The organism is Kitasatospora sp. NPDC097691 (genome assembly GCF_040302665.1).
Taxonomy (GTDB): Bacteria; Actinomycetota; Actinomycetes; order Streptomycetales; family Streptomycetaceae; genus Kitasatospora.
In genome coordinates, this window is sequence record NZ_JBEORY010000075.1 from 17111 (window position 1) to 40562 (window position 23452).

General features: G+C 73.9%; 20 protein-coding genes. 9 read left to right on the top strand and 11 right to left on the bottom strand.

Translation table 11 applies throughout. From position 1 onward, the window contains the following. Positions 1 to 134 precede the first annotated feature (134 nt). Positions 135 to 758, top strand: coding sequence for a HutD/Ves family protein (locus ABTY56_RS34550; RefSeq protein ID WP_350633336.1), 624 nt, complete (start codon positions 135 to 137; stop codon positions 756 to 758). A gap of 154 nt (positions 759 to 912) precedes the next feature. Here the strand turns inward: ABTY56_RS34550 and ABTY56_RS34555 are convergent, their stop codons facing one another. Further along, positions 913 to 1839 carry an esterase/lipase family protein gene (locus ABTY56_RS34555; RefSeq protein WP_502893252.1) on the bottom strand — a complete coding sequence of 309 codons (927 nt, stop codon included), beginning with the start codon at positions 1837 to 1839 and terminating at the stop codon, positions 913 to 915. A 204-nt stretch (positions 1840 to 2043) separates the two neighbouring features. On the opposite strand from ABTY56_RS34555, the gene ABTY56_RS34560 reads away from it, so the two are divergent. Next, a complete protein-coding gene (locus ABTY56_RS34560; RefSeq protein WP_350633338.1) occupies positions 2044 to 3477 on the top strand; it encodes a PucR family transcriptional regulator in 1434 nt (477 codons plus the stop codon). A 140-nt stretch (positions 3478 to 3617) separates the two neighbouring features. On the opposite strand, the gene ABTY56_RS34565 is transcribed toward ABTY56_RS34560, so the two are convergent. Both ABTY56_RS34565 and ABTY56_RS34570 read right to left on the bottom strand, forming a co-directional pair. After that, on the bottom strand, positions 3618 to 3980 hold the full coding sequence (locus ABTY56_RS34565; protein ID WP_350633339.1) for a peptidoglycan-binding domain-containing protein: 363 nt from the start codon (positions 3978 to 3980) through the stop codon (positions 3618 to 3620). A 106-nt stretch (positions 3981 to 4086) separates the two neighbouring features. Beyond that, on the bottom strand, positions 4087 to 4842 hold the full coding sequence (locus ABTY56_RS34570; protein ID WP_350633340.1) for an acyltransferase: 756 nt from the start codon (positions 4840 to 4842) through the stop codon (positions 4087 to 4089). A gap of 190 nt (positions 4843 to 5032) precedes the next feature. Here ABTY56_RS34570 and ABTY56_RS34575 point away from each other — a divergent pair, with 190 nt between their 5' ends. Then, the gene (locus tag ABTY56_RS34575) at positions 5033 to 5797 is read left to right on the top strand and encodes a maleylpyruvate isomerase family mycothiol-dependent enzyme (protein ID WP_350633341.1); all 765 of its coding nucleotides are present in this window, start codon (positions 5033 to 5035) and stop codon (positions 5795 to 5797) included. Between the two features lie 228 nt (positions 5798 to 6025). On the opposite strand, the gene ABTY56_RS34580 is transcribed toward ABTY56_RS34575, so the two are convergent. Beyond that, complete coding sequence (locus ABTY56_RS34580; protein ID WP_350633342.1) at positions 6026 to 6799, bottom strand: enoyl-CoA hydratase family protein; 774 nt, start codon at positions 6797 to 6799, stop codon at positions 6026 to 6028. A gap of 327 nt (positions 6800 to 7126) precedes the next feature. Here ABTY56_RS34580 and ABTY56_RS34585 point away from each other — a divergent pair, with 327 nt between their 5' ends. Both ABTY56_RS34585 and ABTY56_RS34590 read left to right on the top strand, forming a co-directional pair. Next, positions 7127 to 7945 (top strand): ATP-grasp domain-containing protein, encoded by an 819-nt coding sequence (locus tag ABTY56_RS34585; protein WP_350633343.1) that lies wholly within the window; start codon positions 7127 to 7129, stop codon positions 7943 to 7945. Positions 7946 to 8007: 62 nt separating this feature from the next. Continuing rightward, a complete protein-coding gene (locus tag ABTY56_RS34590) occupies positions 8008 to 8412 on the top strand; it encodes a RidA family protein (RefSeq protein WP_350633344.1) in 405 nt (134 codons plus the stop codon). Between the two features lie 106 nt (positions 8413 to 8518). Here the strand turns inward: ABTY56_RS34590 and ABTY56_RS34595 are convergent, their stop codons facing one another. Next, positions 8519 to 9943, bottom strand: coding sequence for an MFS transporter (locus ABTY56_RS34595; RefSeq protein WP_350633345.1), 1425 nt, complete (start codon positions 9941 to 9943; stop codon positions 8519 to 8521). Positions 9944 to 10094: 151 nt separating this feature from the next. Between ABTY56_RS34595 and ABTY56_RS34600 the strand changes: the two genes are divergently transcribed. After that, on the top strand, positions 10095 to 11087 hold the full coding sequence (locus ABTY56_RS34600) for an ArsR/SmtB family transcription factor (RefSeq protein ID WP_350633346.1): 993 nt from the start codon (positions 10095 to 10097) through the stop codon (positions 11085 to 11087). A gap of 169 nt (positions 11088 to 11256) precedes the next feature. Then, positions 11257 to 13563, top strand: a complete 2307-nt coding sequence (locus ABTY56_RS34605) for a glycosyl hydrolase family 18 protein (protein ID WP_350633347.1) — start codon at positions 11257 to 11259, stop codon at positions 13561 to 13563. A 161-nt stretch (positions 13564 to 13724) separates the two neighbouring features. On the opposite strand, the gene ABTY56_RS34610 is transcribed toward ABTY56_RS34605, so the two are convergent. After that, positions 13725 to 14987 carry a geranylgeranyl reductase family protein gene (locus ABTY56_RS34610; protein ID WP_502893251.1) on the bottom strand — a complete coding sequence of 421 codons (1263 nt, stop codon included), beginning with the start codon at positions 14985 to 14987 and terminating at the stop codon, positions 13725 to 13727. Positions 14988 to 15265: 278 nt separating this feature from the next. Here ABTY56_RS34610 and ABTY56_RS34615 point away from each other — a divergent pair, with 278 nt between their 5' ends. Then, positions 15266 to 16630, top strand: a complete 1365-nt coding sequence (locus ABTY56_RS34615; RefSeq protein WP_350633348.1) for a dipeptidase — start codon at positions 15266 to 15268, stop codon at positions 16628 to 16630. Here the strand turns inward: ABTY56_RS34615 and ABTY56_RS34620 are convergent. Together ABTY56_RS34620 and ABTY56_RS34625 are read right to left on the bottom strand one after the other, a co-directional pair. Then, positions 16606 to 17502: a DUF4184 family protein gene (locus ABTY56_RS34620; RefSeq protein WP_350633349.1), complete on the bottom strand. Its 897-nt coding sequence runs from the start codon at positions 17500 to 17502 to the stop codon at positions 16606 to 16608. The genes ABTY56_RS34615 and ABTY56_RS34620 overlap by 25 nt on opposite strands. A 155-nt stretch (positions 17503 to 17657) precedes the next feature. Then, complete coding sequence (locus ABTY56_RS34625) at positions 17658 to 18725, bottom strand: NUDIX hydrolase (RefSeq protein ID WP_350633350.1); 1068 nt, start codon at positions 18723 to 18725, stop codon at positions 17658 to 17660. Between the two features lie 408 nt (positions 18726 to 19133). Between ABTY56_RS34625 and ABTY56_RS34630 the strand changes: the two genes are divergently transcribed. Next, positions 19134 to 20048: a ribokinase gene (locus ABTY56_RS34630; RefSeq protein ID WP_350633351.1), complete on the top strand. Its 915-nt coding sequence runs from the start codon at positions 19134 to 19136 to the stop codon at positions 20046 to 20048. Between the two features lie 166 nt (positions 20049 to 20214). Here the strand turns inward: ABTY56_RS34630 and ABTY56_RS34635 are convergent, their stop codons facing one another. The 3 genes from ABTY56_RS34635 to ABTY56_RS34645 form a co-directional block, all read right to left on the bottom strand. Next, complete coding sequence (locus ABTY56_RS34635; RefSeq protein WP_350633352.1) at positions 20215 to 21084, bottom strand: C40 family peptidase; 870 nt, start codon at positions 21082 to 21084, stop codon at positions 20215 to 20217. Positions 21085 to 21442: 358 nt separating this feature from the next. Further along, positions 21443 to 22864 carry an acyl-CoA synthetase gene (locus tag ABTY56_RS34640; protein WP_350633353.1) on the bottom strand — a complete coding sequence of 474 codons (1422 nt, stop codon included), beginning with the start codon at positions 22862 to 22864 and terminating at the stop codon, positions 21443 to 21445. Between the two features lie 306 nt (positions 22865 to 23170). After that, positions 23171 to 23452, bottom strand: a 282-nt coding sequence (locus ABTY56_RS34645; RefSeq protein WP_350633354.1) for an electron transfer flavoprotein subunit alpha/FixB family protein, incomplete at its 5' end; no start/stop codon positions are given.

The window sequence follows — 23452 nt, forward strand, 5'->3', positions numbered from 1 at the left end:
AACAGCTGACAGATTTCAACATCTGTCAGCTGTCATCTGTTCGCCGTCACCGGTTCCCCGCCGTTGCTTCCCCGCGGCACCCCCACCCTCCCCCAGCTGACGGATCCACCCGAGCAGTGGCAGGATGCGGGGCCATGACGACCAGCGAACGCTTCCAGGTACTGCGGGCGAGCGAGCGCCCGGCAACGGCGTGGCTCAACGGAGGCGGGGTGACCAGGGAAGTCGCGGGCTTCCCGGCCGGGACGGGGCTGGACCGCTTCGACTGGCGGGTCAGCCTGGCCGACGTGGCCTCGGCCGGACCGTTCTCCCCGTTCCCCGGCATCGACCGCGTGATCACCCTGGTCGAGGGCGCCGGCATGGCACTCACCGTCGACGGTGTCGAGCAGCTGGTGGACACCCCGTACCGACCGTTCCCGTTCTCCGGCGATGCCGCCACCGACTGCCGTCTGCTGTCCGGCCCGGTGGTGGACTTCAACGTGATGACGCGCCGCGGGCGGGTCGAGGCCACCGTGGACCTGGCCACCGCGCCCGTCCCGGTCGAGGTCCCGGCCGAAGGAGCCGTCCTCCTCGTCTGCCTCGCGGGCACGGCCGTCGTCGGCGGCACCGAACACACCGAACAGGCTGGACACACCGAACAGGCCGCACACGCCGAACTCGCCCGCTACGACGCCGCGCTGCTGGACGCGCCGGGCACGGGCACGTACGAGCTGCGCCCGGACGGCGTCACCGCCGTCGTGACCTTCCGTACGGCCCGCTGACGCCCGGCCACGGCACATACCGAGGAACGACGGCGCTCCCGCCCCCCTGATCACAGAGGCAGGAGCGCCGTTGCCGGTTCGGCCGGTTCAGCTGGTCATCCGGTCCAGCAGCTCAGCCGGACCAACCGATCAACGCTCAGCCGGTTCAACCGGTTCAGCCGCAGAGCACCGGCGTGGCATGTGCCGGATCCAGGGCGTTGGCCACCAGGTGCAGCGCCGTCGGTGAGAACGCGATCCCGACGTGCTCCACGAGCGAGACCGGGCAGTGGTTCTGCAGCACCACGTTGTCGACGTTCGCACCGTTCAGGAACTGGGTGCGCCACGGGGTGACGACCTCGTCGTACACCGTCGAGATCACCGTGTAGCTCACCCCCGGAACGGTGTCCGGTCGGGAGGCCATCGTCTTGTTGAAGTCGGAGCCGACTGCCTGGTCCCGGCAGGCCTGGCAGACGGTGTAGACGAGCTTCGCGACGTCCGGGAAGTACGGCGCAAGGTTGACGATCCCGTCGAGCGTGGTGCCGTGGTTGGACGGCGCCAGCCCGATCAGCTTGCCGACCTTCGACGCGCCGCCGAGGAACTTCAGGTAGTAGTTCGGCAGCATGCCGCCCTGCGAGTGCCCGACGATGTCGACCTTGGCCGCGCCCGACGCGTTGCGCACCAGGTCCACGAAGCGGGCGAGTTGGGCCGCCGAGTCCGGCACCGCGCCGAGGCCGCCGATCGGGAGCAGCAGGCCGCTGCCGGTCGACGTGATGCCGGGGATGGTCCCGTAGTCGAGGGCGAAGACGCAGTACCCGAGGCTCTTCAGCAGCGGGGAGAGCGCCAGCCAGTTCTCGTAGCGGTTGGCGAAGGTGCCGTGCACCAGGACGACCGGGTTGGGGTGGGCGACGGTCGGCCGGCAGGTCCAGTCGTTGGCGCCGGGCGGCGAGGCCACCGTGTCGCCGTCGGGCGGCAGTTCGGCGGCAGCATCCGACGGGGCAGCGTCCGACGGGGCGGCGTCACCGGCCGGGGTTGCAGCGGCGGCAGCGGCCGGAGCGGCGAGCGCCGGGGCCGCGCTCGCGGGCACGGCGGTCGCGCCCACCAGCAGCGCACCCGTCAGCAGGCCCGCGCCGAGCGCGCCACCGAGCCTGCGTCGCGAGGGACTTGCGGAGAAGCGGAGAAGTGGGGTTCTCAACTGTTGCCTCCACAGCGGAAGTTTGTTACCAACAGGTAACCCGAGTGGCTCAATCATGCGGTCGCCCCTCCGGCCCGGCCCTTGGGCGTTCACCAGACCTGGACGGTGTTCTCTGTGACCGGTCACAACGCACCCCACTGCACGCCCCCGGACACCTCGGCACAGGCACCGGGTTGGCGCATCCCGGTGATCGGCGGCCTCCCGGCCGACCAACGGCTCCTCTGCGGCGTCCGCGAGTTGGCGCACACCGTGGTCGACGCCCTGCTGGACCGCGTGCCGGTCTACCGCCGCCTCCCCCGCGAACAGATCACCGGCGAACTCACCCGGGACACCGAGCGCCGGATCCGCGCCCTCGCCCACACCGTACGCACCGGACTCCCCGCCCCCGCCGAGGAGTTCGCCGCCGTCCGGGAGGCCGCCGCCCGGCGGGCCGAGGAGGGCCTGCCGCTGGACGCCGTCCTGCTCGCCCACCACCTCGGGCTGGAGGTGTGCTGGGAGTTCGTCACCCGGCACGCCCGGGAGGGCGACGCCGCCGAGCTGCTGGTCCTCAACCGACTGCTGCTCGACCAGCTCCGCCAGGCCACCACCGCCGCCGGTGCCGGCTTCCTGGACGGGCGCCGCCCGACCGCCGACCTGCGGTGGACGGCCCGGCAGTCCCTGCTCACCGCGCTGCTCGCGGGCACCCCCGCCGACGAGGCCGCCGCCCGGGCCGGGCTCCGGCTTCCCGCCCGCTACGCCGTGCTCTGCCTGTCCGTCGCGGACCACCCCGACGAGCACTCCCCCGGCGTCGACCCGGGCATCGCCGCCCGCCGCAAGCTCCGCCGACTCGGCGCCGAACTCGACCACCGCACCCGACAGTCGGCGCTCACCGCGCTCACGCCGTCGGGTGGACTGGTCCTCGTCCCGTTCGACCCGACACCGAAAGCCCCGACGGCGTCACCGGCGTCGCCCGCGTCTCCGACGCCGTCGGCTCCGAGAGCACAGGCAACAGCGAAGGGAGCGAGGGGAGTTCCGGGAGTAGCGAGGGTCCCGCCGCTACCGTCGGAGTCGCCCGACGGGGACGCCGACGCCCCCTGGCCGCAGCTCGCCAGCGCCCTCGCCGCAGCGGCCCGGGCGGCCGGCGCGCCGATACTCGCCGGGGCGGCGATCGCCGCTCCTGCCGAGGTGCCCGAGGCGGCCGCTCTCGCGTACGAAGTCCTCGACATCGCCCGGGCGTTCGGTCGCCCACCGGGGCTGCACCGGCTGGACGACGTCCTGCTGGAGTACCAGCTCACCCGGCCCAGCCGGGCCCGTGCCCGACTCGCCGCACTGCTCGAACCCCTCGGCGATGCCGGGGAGTTGCTCACCACATTGCGCACCCACCTGGCCGGGGGTCTCAACCGTCGCCACACCGCGAGCGCGCTGCACCTGCACCCGAACACCGTCGACTACCGGCTGCGCCGGATCGCCGCGCTGACCGGCCTGGACCCGGCCCGCCCCGCCGACATCCTGCGGATCACCGCTGCCATCGCCGCGCGGACCGCCGAACAGGCCGCCCCCACACGCTAGTTCCGATCGACCCCGATCGACCCCGATCGCTCCCGATCGATCGCGGACAGCGCCGCGCACCCGCGCCGCCGCCGTTCACCGGACGGCGACAGCACGGGTGCCTGCGAGGCCGGAGATCCGGAGATCCGGAGATCCCGAGCTCAGCAGTCGAGAGAACTGTGGGCCAGCACCCAGCCGTTCAGCTTGTCCCAGGTCTGCGGGCCGACGATGCCGTCCTGCCCGATGCCGGCGCACCTCTGGAACCGCCAGACGGCCGCGTCGGTCGCGTTGCCCCAGGCTCCGTCCTCGTCCAATCGGGTGCTCCCGGACGAGTACGGGACGTGGTTGAGCTCGCACTGGAGCTGCTTCACCGCGTCACCGGTGCTGTTGTACCGCAGGGTGGGCTGGGCACCGGTGTAGCCGCAGTACTGCGAGGCCTGCGCCGAGGCGGCGGGCGCGGTAGCGATCCCGGCCGCCAGCACGATTCCGGCGGTGACGAGGCCGCCGACGAGACGGTTGCGCATGGAAGTCCCCCGTTCCATAAGTCGATCAAAATCGAACGAACGGCACACTAGCCGATACACCGTCAGAGGAACGGCGAGCTCACCTAAAGGATCGACAAAACGATGGTCAGTTCTGCTGCCCTGGCAGCCTGAGGTCCCAGCCGACCAACGCGCGCAGCTGCTCCGCCGTCACACCCTCCGGCACCGGCTGCGGCGCCTCGTGGCGCAGCGGCGGCTGCCAGCCCTCCTCCTCGGTCCAGCGGCGGACGACCTTCGCCGGTGCACCCGCCACCACGCTGTGGTCGGGCACCTCACCGCGCACCACCGCGCCCGCCGCGACCACCACGTTGCGGCCGATCCGCGCCCCCGGCAGGATCACCGCGCCGGTGCCGATCCAGCTGCCCGTACCGATCTCCACCGGCTCGTTGCGCGGCCACTGCTTGCCGATCGGCAGGTCGGTGGCCCGGTACTCGTGCGCCTGGTCGGAGATGTAGACGCCCGGCCCGGTCCACACGTCGTCGCCGAGCACGATCGACTGGTGGCCGACGATGTGGCTGTCCCGGCCGATCACACAGCCGCCACCGATCCGCACGATCGGCTCCGGCCCGAGGTCGAGGCCGGGCAGGAACCCGGCGCTGATGGTGACCCGCTCGCCGATGATCGAGAACGGTCCGATGGTGATCCACTGCTCGTTGAACACCGCCCCCAGCGGGAAGGCGAGGGTCGTACCGTCCCCCAGCTCGCCGAACCGGTACGGTCCGGGGCTCTGGTTGGTGACCGCCCCGGTCCGCTGCACCCAGCGCCAGCCCCGATGGACGAGGCGTCCGGCGGCACGGCGGCCACCTGCCCGGACGGCGGAGACGAGGGAACGGGTTATCGGCATGCGCTCACGTTACCGGCCCGTAGCGGAGGCCCGGCCGCCGGGCGGCCAACATCACACCGGCCCCTCCCGTCCCGACCGCACCAACCCCGGCACCCGCCGCAACCGACCACGACAGGCCCCGACCCCGACCACTCGAAGAAATGTCCGAATTCCGCGCCCGGCGGCGATCCGCGATGGAAGACTCCGTCCCATGGAGATCACCGAGCACATCGACGCACTGCGGCACGAGGGCATCCGGCTCGCCGAGGCCGCCGCCCGTACGGACCTGTCCGCCCCCGTCCCCACCTGCCCGGAGTGGCAGCTGCGTGACCTGCTGCAGCACGTCGGCCATGTGCACCGCTGGGCCACCGCCTTCCCGGCCCGGGGTCTGCGGGCGCCGCTGGACGACGCGGGCGAGGAGGCCGTCGTCGGGCCGATGCCCTCGGACGCGGCGCTGCTCGACTGGTTCCGCGAGGGCCACGCCACCCTGGTGGACGCGCTCACCGAAGCCCCGGCCGACGTCGATTGCTGGACCTTCATGCCCGCGTCCAGCCCACTCGCGTTCTGGGCCCGGCGCCAGGCGCACGAGACCGCCGTCCACCGCCACGACGCCGACGCGGCCGCCGGGACGCCCGGCCCGGCCGTGGACACCGCGCTCGCCCTGGACGGCATCGACGAACTGGTGCGCGGCTTCATGACCCGCAGCCGGTCCACGCTGCGCAGCGACCAGCCGCGCACCCTCCGGGTCCGGCCGACCGACGGCCCCGGATCCTGGCTCCTGACGATCACCCAGGAGCCGCCGGCCGTCACCACCGGCGAGAGCGCGAGCCCGGCCGACCTCACCCTTACCGGCCCCGCCCAGGACCTCTACCTGTTGCTGTGGAACCGGCTGCCCGGCGAGCAGGCCGCGGACGTCGAGCAGGCAGGCGACCGGCGCCTGCTCGACTTCTGGCGGGAGGCGGCAGTGGTCCGCTGAGCGTGACGCCCGCCGGTCGGGCGGGCAGGCGGGCAGGCGCGACCCCCGGGTAGCCGGGGTGCGCCCGCGGCACCGGCAGACCCGGGGCTCGGCGCCGCCGGAACCCGACCCGCCGCGCCGACGGAACCCGGCGTCAGCACGCTCAGCGGTCAACGCACCCGGCGTCAGCACGCCCAGCGGCCAACGCACCCAGCGATCAGCACGCTCAGCGGCCAACGCACCCAGCGGTCAACGCACCCAGCGCGCGGGCCGCTTCTCCAGGAACCCCCGCATGCCCTCCTGCGCCTCCTCCGAGCCGAACAGGCGCGCCGACAGCTCGACGAGTTCGTCGGCGTCGCGCTCGAAGGAGCGCACCACGTCGGCGTTGGCCAGGCGCTTCGACTCCGCCAGCCCCTGCGGGGAGCCCTGGCGCAGCGCGTCCAGCAGGCCCTTCAGCACGACGCCGGTGTCCTCGGCGGACCCGGTGGCGCTGGTGATCAGGCCGATCCGGGCGGCCTCGGCGGCGTCGAAGACCTCGCCGGTGAGGTAGTAGCGGGACGCCGAGCGCGGCTCCAGCTTGGGGCGCAGCGGCAGCGAGATGACGGCGGGCGCGAGGCCGAGCCGGACCTCGGTGAAGGCGAAGGTCGAGGTCGGTCCGGCGACGGCGAGGTCCGCCGCGCCGACCAGGCCGAGACCGCCGGCCCGGACGTGCCCGTCGATGACCGCGATCACCGGCTTGGTGCAGTCCACGATCGCCCGCTGCAGCTCGACCAGTCCGCGCGGGCCGACCGTCGGGTCCGCCCCGGTCGCCTCGGAGAGGTCCGCGCCCGCGCAGAACACCTTGCCGGTGTGCCCGAGCACCACGGCGCGGACCTCCGGGTCGGCGGCGGCCGCCGCCAGCCCGGCGCGCAGCTCGGCCATCAGCCGGGTGGAGAGCGCGTTGCGGTTGTGCGGCGAGTCGAGGGTGAGCGTGGTGACGGCGTCGGTGGTGCTGACGCGGACGAGGGGCTCTGCGCTGGTCATCGGCGGGGCCTGCCTTCCGGCTGAGGGTGGGTCGGACTGCGGGCGCGGTCCGGGGTGCCCGGACGGCGCCCGGACGACTCTGGCACGCCCACCCGCCCCTCGGCCAGAGCCAACCTGCCGCGCCCACCGGACCGCCGACGGAAGCAGCCCGCCGCAGCACCCGCCCCCGGCCTGCCGGCACACCCGGAACCAGCCCGCCCGCAGGCCCAGCCGTGGCCCGCCGCGCCCGCCCGGGGCCAACCCTCCGCCGCACCCGGCCCCGACCCAGGCCCGCACGAGCCGATATCCGCTGGCCACACCTGCCTCTACCACGGCAGCATCGTTGCCATGGCCACCGACACCCCCGTCCTGCTGCTCGCGCCGCGCATCAACGAGACGGGCCTCCAGCTGCGCACCGCCGCCGGGCGCCGCGGCCTGCGGGCGTGCGTCGCGACGTCCTGGCAGGCCCCGCGCGAGCTGCTCGACGCGCGGGTGCACGTGTACGGCGGGCCGCTGTTCGGTGACGCCGTAGGACGGGAGCTCGGCCTCGGCCTGCTGGAGCCGGCCGCCGACTGGCTGACCCGTCTGCCGCTCGCCCTGACCGGGCGCCGGGTGACCGCGACCACCCTCGCCGAGGCACGTCGGCTGCGCCGCCCGGCGTTCGTCAAGCCGCCGGTGGACAAGCTGTTCGCCGCCCGGATCTACCCCGACGGCGGCGCCCTTCCCGGGCCCGAGGTGCTGGACGCCGACACGCCGGTGCTGGTGAGCGAGGTGGTGCGGTTCGGCGCGGAGTACCGGCTGTTCGTCCTGGACGGCGCGGTGCGGGCCGGCTCGCGCTACGCGGTGGACGGTGAGCTGTCCGTCGCGCCGTTGGAGACCGCGGGCGCGCCCGGCGGGGAGGCCGCCGAGGTGCTCGCGTTCACCCGGGACGTGCTTGCGGCCTCGGCAGCCGATGCGCCGCTGCCGAGCGCCTCCGTGGTGGACATCGGGCGGACGGAGAACGGCCGTTGGGCCGTGGTGGAGGCCAACGCGGCCTGGGCCAGTGGTGGTTACGCCGCCGATCCGGACGCCGTCCTCGACGTGGTGTTGCGCTCGGGCGGGCCGGCCTCCCAACTCCCCTCCACCGAGCGCCCGTTCCTGCGTGAACTGCCCGAGGTGGTGCGCTGAGGCCGGTCGGCGGGCCGGAGCCGGGCTTGCGGCCGCAGCGGATCACGACCAAGATCCGCGGCATGACCACCTCTCACCTCACCCACATCACCGAGCCGCCCGGCGTCGCACCCGGCACCGGCTACACCCAGGTCGTCACCGGCACCGGTCGGCTGGTCCAGGTGTCCGGCCAGGTCGCCTTCGACGAGCAGCGGAACCTGGTCGGCGTGGGCGATCCGAAGGCACAGGCGCGGCAGGTCTTCGAGAACCTGCGCCGCTGCCTGGCCGCCGCCGGGGCCGGGTTCGAGCACGTCGTGAAGTTCACCTTCTTCATGACCGACATCGCCCACCTCGCGGCTATCCGCGAGGCCCGCGACGAGTACCTGGGCGCCCTACCCCTGCCGGCCGCCTCCGCGATGCAGGTCGTGGCACTGTTCAGGCCCGACGTGCTGATCGAGATCGAGGCGCTGGCCGTCGTCCCCGAGTAGCCGCCCGGAGCCGGCCGGAGGCGGCCCGAGCCGAACGGACCGGCCCGGGCCCACACCGCAGCCTGTCCCCGCACCTCGGCCTGCCCCCGCACCACGCCGCCCGGTCTCACGGCGCCGTGAGGACCGCGTCCCGCCGCCCGGCCCACCGCACGACGGGACGCATCGCCAGGCCGGCCGCCGCCAGCACCGCGCCCAGGACGACCCAGCCGACCGTGCCGTACCCGATCACCAGGGTGCTGACCAGTGCCGGACCGGCCATCATCGCCGCCGCCGTCCCTGCGTTGAACACGCCCTGGTAGGCACCGTGGTCGCGCTCGCCCGCGAGGTCGTAGCTGAGCGCCCAGCCGCCCGCCTGGGCGGTCACCTCGCCGAGCGACTGCAGCGCGACCCCGGCGAGCACCACCACGGCCGCCACGATCGCGGGCAGGCCGTGCGCCAGCGAGAGGACCAGGCAGGACGCGGCGAGCACCACACCGGCGCGCCCGCAGGCCCGGGCGGCTCCCGTGCGCTCCTCGGTGCCCCGGGTGGCCCGCACCTGCAGGGTGATCACCAGCAGGGTGTTGACGATCAGGGTGCCCGCGACGGTGATCCGCGGCGCGTCGGTCTCCTGGACGATCCAGAGCGGCACGCCCACCTCCAGTACGGCGAACTGCAGGCAGAGCAGGGCGTTCAGTACCGTCACTGCCACGAACGGACCGTCCCGCAGCGCCGGGTTCCGCCGTCGCCCCTGCTTGACGCCCCTGTCCGAGGGGTCCGACGGGTTCGGGACGCCGGTCTTCGCCGACGACGCGGAGGCCGACGGCTCGGAGGCCGACCGCTCGGAGGCCGACCGCTCGGAGGCCGACGTTGCGGCCACCGACGGCCGCGGCGGAACGACGAGGCGGTGGAACAGCACGGCGACGGCCACGAAGGAGACGGCGTCGGCCAGGATCGCCGTCAGGTAGACCGGCCGGGTGTCCACCTGGAGTGCGATCGCGCCGACGCCCGTCCCCAGGCAGATCCCGATGTTGGTCACCACCCGCAGGTGGGCCCGCCCCGCCACCCGGCGATCGGCCGGCAACGCCTCGGCGTAAAGAGCGTTCCGCACGGCGGCGGAGCCCCGGTCCACGGCGGAGACCACGCAGGCGAGCGCAACGAAGGCCGGATAGCTGTGCACCAGCGCGTAGCCGGCGGTGCCGACCGCCTGCACCGACACCAGCACCACCAGCACCGGCCGGGCACCCCAACGGTCGGCGGCCCGGCCGGCCGGCACGCTCGCGACGACCCCGCACAGGCCGGCGGCCGTCATCCCGAGGCCCAACTGGGCTGCGCTCAAGCCGAGCACCCGGGTGAAGAACAGCACCGCGACGGCGAGCGAGAGGCCGTTGCCCACCGTGTTGACCAGGGTGATCCCGGCCAGCCGACGGACCGTCGGATCAGGGTGCAGGCGCGCCCGCAGGGCGGCGACGACCCCGCTCGCGCCGGGACCGGCGGGCCCCGCCGTACTCCGGGGCGCAGCATCGGCTTCGGAGGTGGCAGGGATTTCGGGCACGGCAGGGGAAGGTGCGGAGGACTCCGCCGTCGAGGTGGTCATACAGGGATCCCACCGCCCGCCGGGGCGACCCGGGTACTCCTTTAGGCTCTGGCTAAATCCGAAGCCGGGCGCCACCGGCCCTGGCCGGCCCCATCAGGAGGACGCCCTCGTGCACCGGTTCACGCTCCGCCTGGCCGACCTCGCCACCACCTGGTTCGCCGCCTCCCCGATCCACGAGGCCGTGCTCGGCCTGCGGATGTGGACCCACCCGGGCGTCTACCACCTCCAGACCCGGTCCTTCGAGCAGCTCAGGCCCTCCTTCGAGCGACTGGACTCCCGTCTGCTGCTGTCGCTCGTCGCCCGGAACCGCTGGGTGCCGGACTTCCTGACGCCCCGTCCGGCCTCACCCTCCCCCGAGTTCCGCGCCGAGCTCGCCACCGTCCGCGCGCTGCCGCCGGAGCAGCTGCGCATCGAACTGGAGCAGACGTTCCTCCCGCACGGCCAACCGCTGCCCGCCTCGCTCGACGCCGGACTCGCCGATCCGGAGCGGCTGTTGGCGCGGATCGCGGACGCGCTGGAGGAGTACTGGGAGGTGTGTCTGGCCCCCACCTGGTGGCCGCAGGCCCGCGCGGTGCTGGACGCCGACCTGGTCTACCGTGCCCGATTGCTCGCCCGACACGGCGCGGCAGCCCTCTTCGCCGACCTGGACCACCGGCTCCAGTGGCGGGACGGTGTCCTGTCGATCAACCGGCACTGGGGGGACGGCGACGTGGAGACCCCCGTGGACGGGCGCGGCCTGGTGCTGTGCCCGACGTTCTTCGCTCGTGGTGCGATCACGATGATCGGCAACGACCGCGCGCCGCAGATCAGTTACCCGGCTCGCGGACAGGCGGGCATGGCCGGCCGAGGGGCGCCGGTGCCGCCACAGGCCGTCGAGGCGCTGGTCGGCGCGCCGAAGGCCCGGTTGCTGGCCCTGCTCGCCGAACCCGCCTCGACCACCGAGCTCGCCTACCGCCTCGGCGTGACCCCGGGAGCGGTCAGCCAGCACCTGTCCGTCCTCGCCGCCACCGGCCTGGTCACCCGGGCCCGGCACGGCCGGTCGGTGCTGTACCGGCGCAGCCCGCTCGGGGACGAGCTGACGGGGTCCGGGGTGAACAGATGACGGGGCGGGGCGAGCAGATGACAGGCGTGGTACAGACCTGTTGACGCATTGGTCCAGTCCTCCTACAGTTCCCATGCCTTCGCCCCCCACGACGAAGGCACCGATCGCACACGGATCAAACCCGGTTCTACGTCACCCTGTTCCAACCCCCACAGTCACAGGGAGAACCATGTCCGCTCGATCCCGGGCCGGACGCCCGCGCGTGCGCAGCAGACTGCTCGCACTGCTCAGTGTCCTGCTCCTCCTCCCCCTCGCCGCGCTCACCGCGCTGGCCACCCCGGCGAACGCCGCCGGAAGGCTCACCGCCACCTTCGCCACCGCCGACAACGGTTCCTGGTGGCAGGGCACCTACGTCGTCCACAACGACAACGCGACCGCCGTGTCCGGCTGGACCCTGGAGTTCGACCTCCCGGCCGGCGTCACCGTCGGCAACAGCTACAACGGCACCGCCACCGTCAACGGCCGACACGTCAGCGTGGTCGCCGCGTTCTACAACTCCACCGTCAACGCCCACAGCACCACCGAGCCGTACAGCTTCTGGTTCGTCGGCAGCGGCCCGGTCTCCACTCCGCTCAACTGCCGTATCAACGGCGACAAGTGCGACGGCACCCCCGACGTCCCGCCGTCCGCCCCGGGCACCCCGACGGTCACCGAGTCCACCGCGCACACGCTCGCCCTGAGCTGGCCGGCCGCCACCGGCGGGGACTTCCCGGTCGCCTCGTACGACGTGCTGAACGGCAGCACCGTCCTCGCCTCCAGCCCGACCACCGGCACCCTGGTCACCGGCCTCACCCCGGCCACCTCGTACACGCTGACCGTCCGGGCCAAGGACAGCCGCGGCAACACCGGCCCGCCGAGCGCGCCCGTCACCGCCGCCACCTTCGACCCGTCCACCGACCCGGTGCCGCCCACCGCGCCCACCAACCTCCGTACCACGGCGGTCGGTTCGACGGACGTGACGCTCGCCTGGAACGCCGCGACCGACAACGTCCGGGTCGCCGCCTACGACGTCTACCAGGGCGGCGCCCCGGTGGCGACGGTCACCGGCAAGACGCTCACCGCGACCGTCGGCAACCTCTCGCCGTCCACCACCTACACCTTCACGGTGAAGGCCCGCGACGCCGCCGACAACGCCTCGCCCGCCTCCGCCCCGCTCACCGCGACCACCTCGGACCTGGTCGGCGCCGGCAAGTACGCCCGGGTCGGCTACTTCGTCCAGTGGGGCATCTACGGCCGCCAGTACTTCGTCAAGAACCTCGACACCTCCGGCAGCGCCGCCAAGCTGGACGTCGTCAACTACGCCTTCGAGAACATCGATCCGGTCAATCTGACCTGCCTCGCGGGCGTCACCAGGGGCACCACCTCCAACCCTCAGGACCCGGACCAGGGCACCGGCGCCGGTGACGCCGACGCCGACTACGCCCGCCCGATGAGCGCCGACCAGTCGGTGGACGGCGTCGCCGACGACGGCTGGGGCAAACTCCGCGGCAACCTCAACCAGTTGAAGAAGCTCAAGGCCAAGTACCCGAACCTGAAGGTGGTCGTGTCACTCGGCGGCTGGACGTACTCCAAGTACTTCTCCGACGTCGCCGCCACCACCGCATCCCGCCAGAAGTTCGTCAAGTCCTGCGTCGACACCTGGATCAAGGGCAACCTGCCGGTCTACAACGGCGCCGGTGGCGACGGCGTGGCGGCCGGGATCTTCGACGGCATCGACCTCGACTGGGAGTGGCCCGGCTCCGGCGACGGCCACGCCGGCAACCACTGGAGCGCCGGCGACAAGGACAACCTGACCCTGCTGCTGGCCGAGTTCCGCAAGCAGCTCGACGCGTCGGGCGGCTCGCACAAGCTGCTCACCGCCTTCACCCCGGCCGACCCGGCGAAGGTCGCCGCGGGCTGGGACCTGGGCAGGATCTTCGGCTCGCTGGACATCGCCAACGTCCAGGGCTACGACTTCCACGGCTCGGGCAGCGACAACTCCTGGGAGCCCGACCGCACCGGCCACCAGGCCAATCTCTTCCAGGACCCGAACGACCCGTACAACAACCACTTCAGCGTGGACGCGGCCGTCCGGACCTACCTCGACGCCGGGGTCAACCCGCGCAAGCTCACCATCGGCTTCCCGTTCTACGGGCGCGGCTGGCAGGGCGTGGCGGACGGCGGTGCGAAGGGCGTCTGGCAGTCCGCGAGCGGAGCAGCACCGGGCCAGTTCGCCGAGGAGGCGGGCACCCGCGGGTACCAGAACCTGATCACCGGCCTGTCCGGCCTCACCGTCTACCACGACCCCAAGTCGATTGCGACGTACGGCTACACGGGCGCCGGCGGCCAGTGGTGGACCTTCGACGACGCCTGGTCGATCGCCCAGAAGGCGGCCTACCTCAAGTCGAAGAACCTGCTCGGCGGCATGATCTGGGAGATGTCCGGCGACACCCCGTCCGGCACGCTCATCACCGCCCTCGACACCGGCCTCAAGTAGCCGCCACCGGCACCCCGCCACCGGCACCCCGGCGCCGACCACGTGGAGTCAACCGCCCCACCACGCACGGAAAGCGGGGCCGGTGCTCCTCCCCCGCAGGAGGAACACCGGCCCCGCACCGACATGCCGCACCGATGTGCCGCGCCGACGTGCCGCGCCGCCTACCGCGAGGCCATCGACATCAGCTTCCGCGCCGCCCGGTTCTGCCGCAGCACCTGGGCGAAGGTGGTGTGGCCCTGGGTGGTCCGGGCGAAGGCCCGCCAGGCCGCCGGCACCAGGCTGACCGCCGCGTGGAACAGGTACGGCCGCCGCTCGAAGGCACCCAGCAGCTGCTTGCCCGCGCGCATCTCCACACCCAGCCCGGCCTTGATGGCGAACGCGTAGTTCAGCGCCTCGCGACGCACCTCCGCCGCGTTGCCCGCCTCGGCGACCCTCACCGCCCACTCGCCGGCCAGCCGGCCCGAGCGCAGCGCGTACGAGATGCCCTCGCGGGTCCACGGCTCCAGGAGTCCGGCCGCGTCCCCGGCGACCAGCACCCGGCCGCGGGAGAGCGGCGAGTCCTCGGCCCGGCAGCGGGTCAGGTGCCCGGACTCGACCCTGGGGGTGAAGCCGGCCAGGCCCAGCCGCTGGATGTAGTCGGCGAGGTACCGCTTGGTCCGCTCTCCGTCGCCGCGCGCCGAGATGACGCCGACGGTCAGGCTGCTGGTCTCGGTCTTCGGGAACACCCAGCCGTAGCTGCCGGGCAGCGGACCCCAGTCGAGGTGGATCCGGCCCGCCCAGTCGGCGGCGACCTGCGGCGGCACGGGGATCTCCGCCTCCAGGCCGAGGTCGATCTGGTCGAAGGTGACGCCGACGTGCCGGGCGATCCGGCTCGCACTGCCGTCCGCGCCGACCACCGCGCGGGCCTCGAAGGTCCGCCCGTCGGCCGCCGTCACCAGTGCGGTCCGGTGCTCGCCGCCGCGCTGCTCGACACCGGTGACGGTCACTCCGGTGACCAGCACCGCCCCGGCCGCCTTGGCCGCCTGCACCAGGCGCAGGTCGAAGTCGTCCCGGTTGACCAGGCCGAACAGCATCCGCTGGGAACGCCGCGTCCGGGTGTACCGCCCGTCGTACGCGAACGTGACGGCGTGCACCCGGTCCTGCAGCGGCAGCCGGAAGTCCGGCGGCAGGCTGTCCCGGGAGGGGCCGATGATGCCGCCGCCGCAGGTCTTGTAGCGGGGGTGCTCGGCCTTGTCGAGCAGCAGCACCCGGCGGCCCTGGGCGGCGGCCGCGTGGGCGGCCGAGGAGCCCGCCGGTCCGGCGCCGACCACCACGACGTCCCAGACGCCGTCCGGCGGCGAGGCCCCGTCGTCGAGCGGCGAGGCCGCATCGTCGTTCGGGCTGTCGAGCGGGCTACGGGAATCGGAGCTTCCGGAGTCAGTCACGTCGAGCAATCCTATGCGTCCGCCCGCCCCACCGGACGCAGCGCCGCCCGGGCCTGCGCACGAACCCGCCGCACGGCTCCGTCCCCGCCCGTACGTCCCGGGGCCCGGGCTCTCCGGACTCCGGCCGCCCGACCACGCCCGTGCAAGCCCGACCACGCCCGACCGTGCGGACCCCCGGCCCCCGAGCCCCCGAACCCGCTCCGCCTATGATCGGCGGTACCCCAACCGCCCCTCTGCCCGCAGCACCCCGCGGGCGGACGCATCCCCTCGGAGCCCCGATGTCACAGCCCCTGGCCGACGCCGTCCGGTCCCTGATGGACCGTGCCCGCACCGACCTCGCCGAGCTGGTCGCCTTCCCGTCGGTCGCCGACCCGCGCCAGTTCCCGGTCGAGGAGTGCGAGAAGGCCGCGCGCTGGGTCGCCGACGCCTTCGCCGCCGAGGGCCTGACCAACGTCCAGCTGCTCGACACCCCGGACGGCACCCAGTCCGTCTATGCCGAGCTCCCCGGCCCCGAGGGCGCGCCGACCGTGCTGCTCTACTCGCACTACGACGTCCAGCCGCCGCTGGACGCGGACGCCTGGCTCAGCCCCGCCTTCGAACTGACCGAGCGTGACGGCCGCTGGTACGGGCGCGGCGCCGCCGACTGCAAGGGCAACATCCTGATGCACCTGACCGCCCTGCGGGCGCTGCGCCAGGTATACGGGGACGCCTACCCGGTCGGCCTGAAGATCATCGTGGAGGGCTCGGAGGAGCAGGGCACCGGCGGCCTGGAGCGCTACGCCGAGGCGCACCCCGAGCTGCTCGCCGCCGACGCCATCGTCATCGGCGACACCGGCAACTTCGCCCCCGGCCTGCCCACGGTGACCGCCTCGCTGCGCGGCATGACGGTGGTCGAGGCCTCGGTCACCACCCTGGGCGGCAACCTGCACTCCGGCGCGTTCGGCGGCGCAGCCCCGGACGCGCTGCAGTCGCTGGTCCGGATGCTCGCCTCGCTGCACGACGAGAACGGCGACGTCACCGTCGCCGGGCTGACCGCCGACCAGACCTGGGAGGGCGTGCAGTACCCGGAGGAGCAGTTCCGCGCCGACGCCAAGGTGCTCGACGGCGTCGCCCTCACCGGCACCGGCACCATCGCCGACCGGCTCTGGGCCCGCCCGTCCGTCACCGTCCTCGGCATCGACGCCCCGCCGGTGATCGGCGCCACCTCCTCCGTCCAGGCCGCCGCGAAGGCACTGATCAGCCTGCGCGTCCCGCCGGGCATGGACGCCGCCGCCGCCCAGGAGGCGCTGATCGCCCACCTGGAGGCGCAGGTCCCGCTCGGCGCCGACCTCACCGTCGAGCGCCAGGGCTGCGGCTCCCCGTTCCAGGCCGACACCACCGGCCCGGCGTACGAGGCGATGGGCGCGGCCATGGCCGAGGCCTTCGGCACCGAGATGGTCGCCTCCGGCGAGGGCGGCTCGATCCCGCTCTGCAACACGCTGCGCTCGCTGTACCCGCAGGCCGAGATCGTGCTGATCGGCGTCGAGGAGCCGACCACCCAGATCCACGCGGTCAACGAGAGCGTCGACCCGCAGGAGCTGGAGCGGATGGCCCTCACCGAGGCCCTCTTCCTGCGTCGCTACGCCGAGCTGCGCTCCGTCTGACGAACCTCGGGCCGGGGGCTGCCGCTCGCGGCCCCCGGTCCCGGCCCCGGTCGTCCGCCGCGCAACCGGCGGGCGGCCGACACCGCCGCCGCGTACCCGACGGCGCCCACGGCGAGCCCGGCGCCGGCACCGAAGCACACCTCCGGCACCAGGTTCCGCTTCAGCGGGCTGAGCCGGTGCAGCACTCCGACCGCCGTCGCCGCACCCAGGACCGCGACGGCGGCCCGCCGCGTCCGGGGCGCGAGCCCGACCGTCGGCCGCACCGGCTCGACCGCCCGTACCGCGCGCGCCGCCCACCCGCCCATCGCGACCAGCGCGAGCGCCGAACTGCCGTACTGCAGCGCCTCGTACAACGGCACACCGGCCACCGACCGGTCCAGTACGGGCAGCAGCCGGACGCCCAGCCGGCCGCCGTGCGTGAACGCGTCCCAGCCGACGTGGGTGGCCGCGCCGATCGCCGCCGACGCCGCGAACCAGACCGCGTCCGAGCCGATACCGGGCTCGCCTCCAACACCGGCTCCAGCACGGGATCCAGCACCGGCTCCAGTCGTGGCGACGACCCGGCGAACCGTCAACGCCTCGGCACCGCCCGCCCATCGCTCCGGAAGCAGCGCCACCAGCGGTCCGCGCAGCAGCCCGTGCCAACCGGCCACCAACGCCCCGGCGATCGCCACGTCCAGCGTCGGCACCGCCCACCAGCTGTGCGTCAGCCCGCCGTGGGCGTAGACCCCGGGCAGCAGGGACTCGGCGAAGAACGGCACGTCGGGCGCCATCGACCCGGCGACCAGCGCCGACGCGACCAACGGCCCACGCGCCCCGGCCCGGCGCAGCAGGGGCAGGACGGCGGCGGGGTGGCTCAGTGTGAACGGCATGCCCCCATCCTCCCGCTCGTGCCGTCGGCCCGGCGAACCCACCGGCCCGGTGCCACACCGCACCGACCGCCCGCCCACCGCGCCCACCCCGTCCGCACCGTCCGCACCGCCCGCACCGCCCGCACTGCAACCACCGGCTCTGCCGCAGCCGTCGGCTACGCCGCGTCCGCCGCACTCGCCAGCCCGACGGCCACCCGGCACCCCGCCTCCAGGTACCGCAGCTCGCCACTGCGCCGAGCGTCCAGGGAGGCCGCCAGGCGCCGGTAGCGGCTCGGGGGCAGCAGCTCGGCGGCCTCGTCCAGCGTGACGAAGCGCCAGCTGCGCAGCTCCTCCTGCTGCAGCAGCAGGTTCTGGCGGCCCGCCGCGTCCAGCAGACCGCCGTCGTACATCAGCCGCAGACCGCCGCGGCGCGGACCGGTGCGCGGCTCCCAGTCGACGGCGAGCAGGCGCAGCCCGGACGGGTCGAGGCGCAGGCCCAGTTCCTCGGCGGTCTCGCGCAGGGCGGCGTCGGTGGGGGCCTCGCCGCGCTCGACCACGCCTCCGGGGAAGTCCCAGTCGGGCTTGTAGACCGGGTCGACCAGCAGGACGCGGTCCTGCTCGTCGAAGAACAGGACGGCGGAGGCCACGGTGTCCCCGGTCGGGTCCGGGCTCTGGACGATCGGGCAGCGGGCTGCACCGACCCGGACCAGCTCGGCGATCCGGAGGGCGGTCTCCCGGGGCGTGAGCTCGCTGGTGTCGACCATCCGGGCGTCCCCGACCAGCCAGCGACGGGCGGCGCGGTAGCGCGGCAGGTGCTCCAGGCACCAGGTCCGGACCCGCTCGCTGGCCTCCGGGTCGCCCGGGCACTCCTCGCGATGGGCGATGCGCTCGCGCAGGATCGTTTCTTCTGGGTCCAGGACGAAGTGGTGCACCGTGATCCCGTGGGACGCGAGGTCACCGAAGATCTCGTCCCGGTAGTCCTCTCTGAGCAGGGTCATCGGCACCACCAGGGGGCCCCCGACCTCGTCGAGCAGCGCGGCCGCCGTCTCGGGGACGAGCCGGCGCCAGGCCGCCAGGTCCTGGAAGTCGGACACCGTCGCCAGCCGGTCGGCCGGGAGCATCCGGCGCAGACCGAAGCCCACCAGCTCGGGATCGAAGAGCACGCTCCCGGGCAGCAGTTCCACCAGCTCGCGGCAGGCGCTCGTCTTGCCCGCCCCGAATGTGCCATTGACCCAGACGATCACAACGTCCCCTGCCCCTCGACTTCCCCCGATGCCGTTCGCACCGGGCAGCGCCCCCGTCAGCCGAACCAGCGCCACCCGTGGTGGTACCCGCGTCACGCCGCTCCCCATACCTCCCCGCCGCGCCCGCCCGCGCGCCCCCGTCTGCCCCGTGACAGCGGCATGTGCCCAGGCCAGGCGCCTGCGGGCAGGAATATACAGACCGGTCCGCATAAAAATTGCACCCCTTCACCACCGCTCGCGCACAGGAGGTCGGATGGGCCGACTTCCTGTGCACACCAGCCCCGCACAGCGACACCCGGCTCGTGCACCCGGCCTGCACTGAGGCCTGCACTCCGGCGCGCACCCCGGCCTGCACCCGCCGTGGCCGCCCGCTTGCGTCGCCCGCACCCCGGCGCGTACAGAGGAACGATGAAGCTGCTGCCCGTCGGCCGAGTCGTCGTCATCGGGTCGGTCAACACCGACCGCATCCTGCGCTGCCCCGTGCTGCCCTCCCCCGGTGAGACCGTCCTCGCCGACGCCGCCACCCTGGGCTTCGGCGGCAAGGGCGCCAACCAGGCCGTGGCAGCGGCCCGGATGGGCGCGGCGACGCACCTGGTCGCCAAGGTCGGACGCGACGCCGACGGCGAGGCGGCGCTCGCCGACCTGCACGGCGCGGAGGTCGAGACGGGCTCCGTGCTCACGCACCCCGACGCACCCACCGGGCAGGCGATCGTCATGGTCGACCCCTCCGGCGAGAACAGCATCGTCGTCGTCCCCGGAGCCAATGCGCACCTCACCCCGGACGAGGTCACCGCGGCCCTGAGCCGCCTCCGGCTCCTCCCCGTCGACGTGGTCCTCACCAGCAACGAGGTCCCCGCGGAGTGCATCCGAGCAACCGCCGCCGCCCTGCCGGCCGCGGGCCCCTCCGGCGGCACCCGCTGGCTGCACAACACCGCCCCGGCCGGCGAGCTGCCGGACGTCGGCCCGACCGGGCGCCGGCCGCTGGTCATCGCCAACGCCGTCGAGGCCCGCCAGCTCACCGGGGCCACCGACGTCACCGAGGCCGCCCGGGCCCTCGCCACCCGCGCCGAGGGCGTGGTGATCACCCTCGGCGGTGACGGCGTCCTGGTCGCCGCGGACGGACGGTCGAGCCGGCTGCCCGCCCCGGCCGTCCGGGTGGTCGACACCACCGGGGCGGGGGACGTCTTCTGCGGCGCCCTCGCCGCCGAACTCGCGCGCGGCACCGACCTCCCCGCCGCGGCCGCCACGGCGGTCGCCGCCGGGGCCTTCGCCGTCACCGCCCTCGGCGCCCGCGGCGCCCTCCCCCGCCCGACGGACCTCTGACCTCGCGTCGGACGACCGAGCCCCGAGCGAGCACGCACCGGACGACCAAGCGCCGGACGGGCACGCACCGGACGACCGCCCGCCGGACAGCCGCGGGTCGGGGGCGCCGGACCGACCGGACGCCCCCGACCTGCGGGCCCGCGGGATCACGGACCCGCGGTAGCCGCTACGGCCGACCCATGTACGCCGGGTAGTAGCCGCTGCTGATGCGCGAGATCCTGATGTTGGTCCCCGGCCGCGCGGCCTCGACGTACTGGTTGTCGCCCAGGTAGATCGCCACGTGCTGGATGCCTCGCGGAGTCCCGTCGGGCGACCAGAACAGCAGGTCACCGCGACGCAGCTGGCTCGCCTTGATCGGCGTGGTCGCCGCGAACTGGTCGTTGGCGACTCGCGGCAGGCTGATGCCGCCGCGCCTGAAGGACTGCTGCACCAGGCCCGAGCAGTCGTACCCGTCCGGCCCGTTGCCCGCCGTCCTGAACGGCTTGCCGAGCTGGGCGAGCGCGTACTGCACGGCGGTCTCGACGTCCGGGTCCGCGGCCACCGAGCCGCCGGAGGAACCCGAGCCCGAGGAACCGGCGGAACCCGACGAGGAGCCGCCCCCGGTCCGCGCCAGGTAGATGTCGTAGTGCGTGGTCCAGCGCCACTCGCCCTTGCTGTTGCGGAACCAGTAGCGCGAGCCGTCCCAGCCCTGCTTGATCCCCCCGCTCGACGACGTGCCCGAGGACTTCGTTCCACCCCCGGTCCGTGCCAGGTAGACGTCGTAGTGCGAGGTCCAGCGCCACTGCCCCTGGCTGTTCTTGAACCAGTAGCGCGAGCCGTCCCAGCCGGCGTGCGCCGGCGCGGTCTCGGCGGCCGCGGGGCTCACACCGGTACCGAGGCCGAGGACACCCGCTCCGGTCGCGATCACGGCCACCATGCCTATCCCCCGGCGGAGCCGCGCGGCCCGGGACGGACGGGGGGAACGGGCGGTGGCAGCGACCTGCTGCGCGGTCGGTTCGTCGGCGGCATCCGGCGCGCCGGTGTTGACGGTGGTCATCCTGCTGACTTCCTTCACTGCTGCGGTCTCTGCGAGTCGCTGCGGATCGCGGCGACTCGCTGCGGACTACCGCCGGGCGGGCGGCTGCGGAACTGCTTCGAACCCGCCGTACGTTCCGGAAACACCGGTCGGTACGGCTCGGCAGATCCCCGCCCGAACCGCCGCGGCCTCCGGCCTTGCGACCGGGAGCCGCGGCGTGTCGCCCAGGGATTCGGTTCTGCCTGCTCGTCACGTTAGGCACGCGTCCGCTCACGGCGCGCAGTGGAGTGCGCCAATGGAAGGAAGGGTCAGGGCCGTGAGCACCGACGGCGCATCAGGGTGAGGACCCGTCACCGCAGGGGCGTCCGACACCCCCTCATCACCGGCCCCCGGCCTCCGCCAGCAGCTGCTTCTTCAGCACCTTTCCCAGTGCGTTCCTGGGTAGTTCGGGCACCAGCACGACCCGGCGCGGCCGCTTGTGCACCGACAGCCGATCCGCCACAAAAGCCGTCAGCTGTTCCCCCGTCACGGCACCGTCCGGGATGACGTACGCGACGATCGCCTGTCCGAGGTCCTCGTCCGGCACGCCGACCACCGCCGCGTCGGCCACCGACGGGTGGTCGCGCAGCGCGGCTTCCACCTCGCCCGCGCCGATCCGGTAGCCGCCGCTCTTGATCAGGTCCACCGAGGCCCGGCCGACGATCCGGTGGAAGCCGTCCGCCCCGATCACCGCGACGTCGCCGGTACGGAACCAGCCGTCCGCCGTCCATGCCTCGGCGTCGGCGTCCGGCCGGTTGAGGTAGCCGCTGAACAGCGTCGGACCGGAGACCTGCAGCTCACCGACGGTCTCCCCGTCGTTCGGCACCGGTGCGCCGTCCTCGCCGACCAGCCGGGTGCGCACCCCCTCCAGCGGGAGGCCGACGCTGCCCGGGCGCCGCTCGCCGTCCGCCCTGGTGCTGACGGTGATCAGCGACTCGGTCATCCCGTACCGCTCGATCGGGGCGTGCCCGGTGAGCGCGGCCAGCCGCTCGAACACCGGCACCGGCAGCGGCGCGCTGCCGGAGACCAACAGCCGGGCCGAGGCCAACCGGGCGGCCGCCTCCGGGTCCGCCGCCACCCGGGACCAGACGGTGGGCACCCCGAAGTAGAGGCTGCCGCCGGCCGCCGCGTACCCCGCCGGGGTGGGCCGGCCGGTGTGGACCAGTCGGCTGCCGGTGCGCAGGGCGCCGAGCACGCCGAGCAGCAGCCCGTGCACGTGGAACAGCGGCAGGCCGTGGGCGAGGGTGTCGTCGGCGGTCCACTGCCAGGCCGCGGCCAGGGCGTCCAGGTCGGCGGCGATCGCCTGCCGCCGGATCACCGCGCCCTTGGGCGCGCCGGTGGTGCCCGAGGTGTAGAGCACGAATGCGGTCGAGTCCGCGGCCGGCTCGGCGTGGGTGACGGCGGAGCGCCGCAGCGGATCGACCGGCAGCCCCTCCACCGAACCACCCTCGGGCAGGGCCTCTCCGACGGCGTGGGCGAGCAGCGCCGCACCCGAGTCGCGCAGGATGTGCTCGCGCTCCTTGGGCCCCGAGTCCGGCGGCAGCGGCACCACCGGGACGCCCGCCAACAGGCCACCGACCACCGCGGTGACCGTCTCGACGGTGGGCCGGGCGAGCACCGCCAACGCCGGGGCGCCGGCCACCCGGTCCGCGACGGCGGTCGCCGCGCCCAGCAACTCCTCCCGGGAGAGCGCCCGGCCGTCGATCCGCAGTGCGTCCGCCGCGTCGCCGAACCCGCCCTGAAGTGCCGTCAGCAGTGCCATGCCACCGTCCTCGCCCTCGTCGCACGCCGTCACGTCACGTCCCACACGTCACGCGTCCGGCTCATGAGCTGTCCTCATGCCTCGCACGTCACACGTCCGGCTCATGAGTCCGACTCATGCCCTGCGCGTCACACGTCCGGCTCATGAGCCCGGCTCATGCCCGCGACATGAGGTCGGCTCATGACCGCACGTCACGTGTTGCGCCGACTCTACGGGCCCCCGCACCACCCGCCGCGCTCCGGGGACGACGACGGAGGGCGTGGCACCGAGCACCCGGCGCCACGCCCTCCGAACCTTCCCGCGGGATCAGGCCTTGCGGGCCTTCACCTCGGCGGTGAGCTGCGGCAGCACCTCGAAGAGGTCGCCGACCACGCCGTAGTCGACCAGCTCGAAGATCGGGGCCTCGGGGTCCTTGTTGACGGCCACGATGGTCTTCGAGGTCTGCATGCCGGCCCGGTGCTGGATGGCGCCGGAGATGCCCGCCGCGATGTACAGCTGCGGGGAGACCTGCTTGCCGGTCTGGCCGACCTGGCTGCTGTGCGGGTACCAGCCGGCGTCGACGGCGGCACGGGAGGCGCCGACGGCCGC